This is a genomic window from Kitasatospora sp. NPDC056327, from assembly GCF_042261735.1.
Taxonomy (GTDB): domain Bacteria; phylum Actinomycetota; class Actinomycetes; order Streptomycetales; family Streptomycetaceae; genus Kitasatospora.
This window is the reverse complement of sequence record NZ_JBHJRC010000401.1, coordinates 1-6,146: the sequence shown is the minus strand read 5'-3', so window position 1 is coordinate 6,146 and position 6,146 is coordinate 1. Positions and strand designations below refer to the sequence as shown.

General features: G+C 73.4%; 7 protein-coding genes and 1 pseudogene. 4 read left to right on the top strand and 4 right to left on the bottom strand.

Annotated features, from left to right (window positions below; all coding sequences use genetic code 11):
- The 3 genes from ACFCX4_RS33890 to ACFCX4_RS33880 all read right to left on the bottom strand — a co-directional run.
- Positions 1 to 460: ATP/GTP-binding protein (locus ACFCX4_RS33890; RefSeq protein ID WP_376150921.1), on the bottom strand; the 460-nt coding region annotated here is incomplete at its 3' end.
- 95 nt (positions 461 to 555) lie between these two features.
- Positions 556 to 1,125, bottom strand: coding sequence for a DinB family protein (locus ACFCX4_RS33885; protein ID WP_376150919.1), 570 nt, complete (start codon positions 1,123 to 1,125; stop codon positions 556 to 558).
- A gap of 44 nt (positions 1,126 to 1,169) precedes the next feature.
- On the bottom strand, positions 1,170 to 1,613 hold the full coding sequence (locus ACFCX4_RS33880; RefSeq protein WP_376150917.1) for a GNAT family N-acetyltransferase: 444 nt from the start codon (positions 1,611 to 1,613) through the stop codon (positions 1,170 to 1,172).
- 130 nt (positions 1,614 to 1,743) lie between these two features.
- Here ACFCX4_RS33880 and ACFCX4_RS33875 point away from each other — a divergent pair, with 130 nt between their 5' ends.
- The 3 genes from ACFCX4_RS33875 (at position 1,744) to ACFCX4_RS33865 (ending at position 3,978) form a co-directional block, all read left to right on the top strand.
- Positions 1,744 to 2,442, top strand: coding sequence for a DUF6215 domain-containing protein (locus tag ACFCX4_RS33875; RefSeq protein WP_376150915.1), 699 nt, complete (start codon positions 1,744 to 1,746; stop codon positions 2,440 to 2,442).
- Positions 2,442 to 3,257 (top strand): phosphotransferase, encoded by an 816-nt coding sequence (locus tag ACFCX4_RS33870; protein ID WP_376150913.1) that lies wholly within the window; start codon positions 2,442 to 2,444, stop codon positions 3,255 to 3,257. Before ACFCX4_RS33875 ends, ACFCX4_RS33870 begins: the two co-directional genes overlap by 1 nt.
- A 64-nt stretch (positions 3,258 to 3,321) precedes the next feature.
- On the top strand, positions 3,322 to 3,978 hold the full coding sequence (locus ACFCX4_RS33865) for a YdeI family protein (RefSeq protein ID WP_376150911.1): 657 nt from the start codon (positions 3,322 to 3,324) through the stop codon (positions 3,976 to 3,978).
- A 74-nt stretch (positions 3,979 to 4,052) separates the two neighbouring features.
- Here the strand turns inward: ACFCX4_RS33865 and ACFCX4_RS33860 are convergent.
- Positions 4,053 to 5,031 (bottom strand): annotated as a pseudogene (locus tag ACFCX4_RS33860) (helix-turn-helix transcriptional regulator); the annotation flags it as partial.
- Between the two features lie 120 nt (positions 5,032 to 5,151).
- Between ACFCX4_RS33860 and ACFCX4_RS33855 the strand changes: the two are divergent.
- Positions 5,152 to 6,096, top strand: a complete 945-nt coding sequence (locus tag ACFCX4_RS33855) for an alpha/beta fold hydrolase (RefSeq protein ID WP_376150909.1) — start codon at positions 5,152 to 5,154, stop codon at positions 6,094 to 6,096.
- The last annotated feature ends 50 nt before the right edge of the window (positions 6,097 to 6,146 follow it).

Here is a 6,146-nt window from a genome sequence, read left to right as displayed (position 1 = left end):
GGTACAGGATCAGGTCCTCGTCGAGGGTGATCCGGCCGAAGTCCATCGCCACGGTGGTCGTCGTCTTGTCCTGGACGTGGCTCAGGTCGTCGATGCCCGCCGACGCGGAGGTCATCACGGCCTCGGTGCGCAGCGGATTGATCTCCGAGACAGCGCCGACGAACGTGGTCTTGCCCACGCCGAAGCCGCCCGCCACCACGATCTTCGCGGAGGTGGTGGCGCGGGCAGTACCGCCGCTAGAGCTTGCGAAGTCCACTGAGCACCCCGCGTGGTCACGGTGACGGGCATGCCCGTCCACGACGTCCGGGCCGGAGGCCGGGAGAGGACCGCGGTCACCGACGCTCCGGTGCACCCGGCCGGGGGACGCCGTCCGCCCTTCGGCCCGCGGTGCTCCGGTGCTGCCGGACCGGGGGGGGGGTGAAGCGGGCGGGCCGTTCCCTGCGCGGTGGCGCCGAGCCATGACGAACGGCAGGCCCCGACCGGATTCCCCGGTCGGGGCCTGCGTGTCGGGGCCTGCGTGTCGGCGCCTGCGTGCCGGGGCCGACGCTCCCGGAGTCACTGCCCGACGCGGCCGTCCACGCACTCGCGCAACAGGTCGGCGTGGCCGCAGTGGCGGGCGTACTCGTCGACGACGTGCACCAGCATCTCGCGCACCGCGATCTTCTCCCGGCCCACCCGGGTGCCGAGGTCGTCCGTCCAGCGGGCCAGTTCGGCGTCCAGTGCGGCCTGTTCGCGCGCCAGGTCGGCGAACGCGGCGTCCACCACGGCCTGGTCGGCGACGGCCCCGTCGAAGTCGGCGTCCCGGGCGCCGTACAGCTTCGGCAGCCGCTCGGTGTCCTCGTCGGCGATCCAGTTGCGCCAGTCGCGCTCCACCTCGGCGAGGTGGCGCACGAGGCCCAGCAGCGACATGGTGGACGGCGGGACGGAGCGGCGGGCGAGCTGTTCGGCGTCCAGGCCCTCGCACTTCAGCCGCAGGGTGAGGCGGTAGTTGACGATGTAGTCGCGCAGGGTGGCCAGTTCGCCGTCCGGACCCGGGCCTTCGAGGGTGCGGGGGTCGTCCTCCGGGTTCAGCCACATGTCGGGGTAGACGGTCGCCCGGGTCCATCGTGCGGGTTGCTCGCTCATCCGGCCCATGCTGGCGGGTGCGGGCCGGAGCCGCCACCGGATATTCAGGGGGTGGCGGTGTCCATGCCCCCCGCGGGGTCGAAGGTCCAGACGAGGACCTCGTGCGTGCCCGGCTCCGCGACGCCCCCGGCACGCCGGTACACCGAGCGGGCCGCCATGTTGTCGTCGTCCGTGACCACCCACATCCCGTAGCAGCCGAGGTCTCGCGCCAGGTCGGCGAGCGCCTCGGTGAGTGCCGGGCCGATGCCCCGTCCGCGGTATCTCCCGTCCACGCCCAGCTCGTAGAGGAACATCTCGGTGCCCTTGTCCGGGTGCGTGGTCTCGACCCCGGTGACCATCCCGGCCGGCGCGTCGTCCACGTAGGCGACCAGCAGGTGATGGCGCTCGTCGGCGAGGAAGCGGCCGGTCGCCTCCGGGAGCGGCGGCGAGTCGAAGAGGTGCCCGGCGGCGCGGACGTCCTCGGCGCGAGTGACGCGGCGGATCTCCATGGGGGCATGCTGTCATGTCCCGACAGGAGGAGGACGGGCTTCCGGGGCGAAGGGGCGGATCGGGCAGGCGCGGAAGTCGAAGCGGAAATCGAAGGTGCGTCCGGGCCCTTGATCACGGTACGGTCCGCGCGTGAACGAACAAGAGGTACTCGCCCCGACCCGGCCGGACACGGCCTCCGCCCCCGGCCGGGGGCGGAAGCGGGGGGAGATCACGTGCCTGGTCGTCGTCTCGGCGGCCCTGATCGCCCTGGTCGCGGGGCTCGGCGCACTCGCCCTGCGCAAGGACGGGTCCGGCCCGGAGCCCGGTCCCGCGAAGTGCGAGCCCCCGCGGGCCGACGACGCCCCCGGCTACCCCGCCCTGTGCGCCGCGCTGAACCGCCCCGACCTGCCGGACCTCGCCGGCGTCCCCGGCGCCCGGGTGTCCCTGGCCGGCTCGCACCTCGTCCTGCGGCTGGACGGGGACGGCGAGCCCCCGCAGGCCACCGCGCAGGTGCAGATCGGAAGCGTCCAGGTCTCCCTGACCGACCACCCGGACCTCGCCGCCGAGGACTTCCGCCTCTTCTCCGACCTGCCGCGCGAGCAGCCGCCGCTGCTCGGCCGCGCGACGCTGATGTACCGCGTCCGCACCCTGGGCGGCGGCGGAGCGACGGCCGAACCGGGCCCCGCCGGCTACTCCCGCCACCTCGTCGTCGCCAAGAAGCCCGACGGGACCGGCGGGTCGTTCGACCTCTCGTTCTGGGACCGGGACGCCAAGGCGGTGGACGACACCGCCCTGCGCCGGATCGCGGAGGCCGTCCTGCCGACCCTGCCCGGCTGGTCGGTGGGCTGATGCCCGATCGCGAGGAGGCCGGGCGGCACACCACCGAGGAGCTGCTGACCGGCGGGAACGCCACCGCCGGCGTCGTACGGGTCGGCGACACCGTGCGCCGCCCGGTCGGCCCCTGGACACCCGCCGTGCACGCGCTGCTCGCGCACCTGCACGGGGTGGGCTTCCGGGCGGCGCCGCGCCCGCTGGGCATCGACGAGCAGGGCCGGGAGGTCCTGGACTTCGTCCCGGGCCGGGCGGTGGACGAGAGCCGGTACGGCCTGCTCGACCCCGTCGACCGGCTGGCCCGGGTCGCGCGCCTGATCCGGGAGTTCCACGACGCCGTGGCCGGGTTCACCCCGCCGCCCGACGCCCGGTGGCAGGTGCTGATGCGCGACGACACCCCGGAGGCCGGGGAGATCGTCGCCCACCACGACCTGGCTCCGTGGAACCTGGTGACGGACGACGCCACCGACCGGTGGACGCTCATCGACTGGGACACCGCCGCGCCCGGCTCCCGGCTCTGGGACCTCGCCTACGCGGCCCACGGGTTCCTCCCGCTCGCCGCCGACCCCGCCTTCCGCCGCACCGACGCCGCCGAACGCCTGCGGGCCTTCGCGGACGCCTACGGACTCGACGAGGACCAACGGCGGCGACTGGTACCGCTGTTGTCCCGCCGGACGCGCGCCATGCACGACTTCCTGCGGGAGCGGGCGGGCCGCGGCGTGCAGCCGTGGACGCGTCTGTGGCAGGAAGGGCACGGGGACACCTGGCGTGCGAACACCGAGTACATCGAGGAGCGCGAACAGCTCTGGCTCCGGGCGCTCCTCGACGGCTGAGCCCACCGGGCCCGGCTCGGCCCCGACCGGTCGCACCACCGGGCCGCGGCACTAACCTGCGATGATGACCGGAACCGAGCTGGACGAGTTGATCGTTGCCGACGCCGCGGAGCTGCGCGCGTGGTTGCTGGACCACCACACCGTCTCTCCCGGCGTGTGGCTCGCACTGACCAGGAAGGGCGGGTCCGTCACCACGCTGACCTGGCAGCAGGCGGTGGACGAGGTGCTGTGCTTCGGCTGGATCGACGGCCAGGCCCGCAAGCGCGACGAGGAGAGTTCCTGGCGGCGGCTCACCCCGCGCCGGCCCCGGAGCGCCTGGTCCCGGCGCAACGTCGCCAACGTGGCCCGGCTGGAGGCGGCCGGCCTGATGCTGCCCGCCGGCCGCGCCGCGGTGGACGCCGCGAAGGCCGACGGGCGGTGGGCGGCCGCCTACGCGTCGTCGTCGGAGGCGGAGGTGCCCGCCGACCTGCTGGCCGCGATCGCCGCCGAACCGGCGGCGCAGGCGATGTTCGAGGTGCTCACCAGGACCAACCGCTTCGCCCTCGTCAACCGGGTCAATGCCGTCAAGCAGGCCGGGACGCGCGCCCGGAAGATCGCCGAGTGCGTGGCGATGCTGGCCCGGCACGAGACGGTCCGCCCGCAGCGGGCCAAGCCGGCGGACCCGTCGGAGTCGTCGGTGTCGTCGACGTCGTCTGTGTCGTCGGACCCGCCGGTGTCGTGACCGGGTGTCCGCCCGGCACGGACCGGCCACACCGTCGGGCGGAACCGGTTCCGGAGCTCCGTCTCCCCGGCCCCGGGTCCCTGAAGGTCCCCGCCGGTGCGCCGGTCAGCCGTAGCGCTCGACGAGCGCGCGGCCGATCGAGGCCAGGTGGTCCCGGACCCCCGGGGGGCCGGTCACCTCGACCCATTCGCCCAGTCCGGAGAGCTCGCCGGCGAGCATGGACTCGCTGTGGCCGCGGATCACGACCCCGATGCGGCCGTCGGCCGTGGGACCTCCCACGTCGAGCCGGCCGCCGAACGCCATCCGGAGGATGCCGATCCCGTGGGGCGTGCACACCGCCCGGATCTCCAGCGGCGTTCGTCTGCGGTCGACCTCGTCGGCGATCTCGGACCAGCTCCGGGCGAGGTCGAAGTCCTCGGGCCGGTGCACGGGGTCGTCGGTCGGTTCGGCGGACGACACGCGGTCGATCCGGAAGGCCCGCCGGCCCGTGCCGGTGTCGGAGACGAGGTACCACACCGAACCCTTGGCGACGACGCCCAGCGGGTGGACGGTCCTCCGGGTGTCGGCGCCTCGGCTGTCGACGTAACCGAGCCGCACCTGGACACCGCGGATCACCGCGTCCTGGAGTTCGTCGAGGAAGCGGGGCGGCCGGTGCTCGACCCGGCTCGCGCCCCAGAGTTGCGGGTCCACGACCAGCGACGCCGCCGCCGCCTCGGCCTGCGGCCGGAAGGGCTCCGGCAGCGCGTGGACGAGCTTGCGCAGCGCCGCCTTCACGGCCGGCGCCGCGGCCGAGGCCGGGCCGACGGCCAGGAACAGGGCGCGGACCTCACCGGCGGTCAGCCCGGACAGGTCGGTGCGGGCGCCGCCCACGAGGCGCCAGCCGCCGCCCCGGCCCTGCACGGAGTACACGGGCACCCCCGCCGTGGCCAGGGCGTCGAGGTCGCGGCGGGCGGTGCGCTCGGAGACCTCCAGCTCGCGGGAGACCTCTGCCGCGGTCACCTGCCCGCGTCGCTGCAGCATGAGGAGGACGGCCATCAACCGGTCGGTTCGCACGTCGGCAAAACTCTCATACAAACCGGTCACGGGGTGACCGGTTAAGGGCCGCAGGATGGCGACAACGACCTCACCCGAGGAGGTCGACCACCAGCTGACGCCCCCGGAGGGGAAAGACAGATGTTCGATCCGGCGGATTTTCCCGAGCCCACCCTCGTACCGGTGAACGGCGTGGAACTCGAAGTCTTCGAAGCCGGCCGGGAGAACGCGGGGCGGCCCGTCGTGCTCTGCCACGGCTGGCCGGAGCACGCCTTCTCCTGGCGCCACCAGATGCCCGCCCTCGCCGCGGCCGGCTACCACGTCATCGCACCGAACCAGCGGGGCTACGGCAACTCCTCCCGCCCGGCCGGGGTGACGGACTACGACATCGGGCACCTGTCGGGCGACCTCGTCGCCCTCCTCGACCACTACGGCTACGAGGACGCCACCTTCGTCGGCCACGACTGGGGCGCGTTCGTCGTCTGGGGAACGGCCCTGTTGCATCCGGACCGCGTGAACAGGGTGGTCGGTCTGAGCCTGCCGTACCAGGAGCGCGGGGAGAAGCCCTGGATCGAGTCCATGGAGGAGACGCTCGGCGGCGACTTCTACTTCGTCCACTTCAATCGCCAACCGGGCGTCGCGGACGCCGTGTTCGACGACAACACCTTCCGGTTCCTCCGCAACCTCTACCGGAAGAACCAGCCCCCCGCGGAGCCCGGTCCTGGTATGGCGCTGATCGATCTCGCCAGGGCCGGAACGCCCCTCGGCGATCCCGTCATGAGCGACGGCGAACTGTCCGTTCTGGTCTCCGCCTTCGAGTCGTCGGGGTTCACGGCCAGTGTGAACTGGTACCGGAACCTGGACCGCAACTGGCACCTGCTGGCGGACGTGGACCCGATCGTCCGGCAGCCCGCCCTCATGATCTACGGCGACCGCGACGCGGTCGCCAGGTCGGAACGACTGGCGGAATTCGTGCCGGACGTGGAGGTGATCAGTCTGGACTGCGGCCACTGGATCCAGCAGGAGAAGCCGGAGGAGACGAACCGGGCCGTTCTCAGGTGGCTGGAGCAGCGGCAGACCGTCTAGGAGGAGCCCCCGGAACGGCATGACGCCCTGATCGGGCCGCTGCTGCTGCC

Bases quoted from the DNA above. Each gene is read 5' to 3' on its own strand.
- ACFCX4_RS33865 (WP_376150911.1), top strand. From the start codon at position 3,322: ATGACCGGAACCGAGCTGGACGAGTTGATCGTTGCCGACGCCGCGGAG.
- ACFCX4_RS33855 (WP_376150909.1), top strand. From the start codon at position 5,152: ATGTTCGATCCGGCGGATTTTCCCGAGCCCACCCTCGTACCGGTGAAC.
- ACFCX4_RS33885 (WP_376150919.1), bottom strand. From the start codon at position 1,125: ATGAGCGAGCAACCCGCACGATGGACCCGGGCGACCGTCTACCCCGAC.
- ACFCX4_RS33870 (WP_376150913.1), top strand. From the start codon at position 2,442: ATGCCCGATCGCGAGGAGGCCGGGCGGCACACCACCGAGGAGCTGCTG.
- ACFCX4_RS33880 (WP_376150917.1), bottom strand. From the start codon at position 1,613: ATGGAGATCCGCCGCGTCACTCGCGCCGAGGACGTCCGCGCCGCCGGG.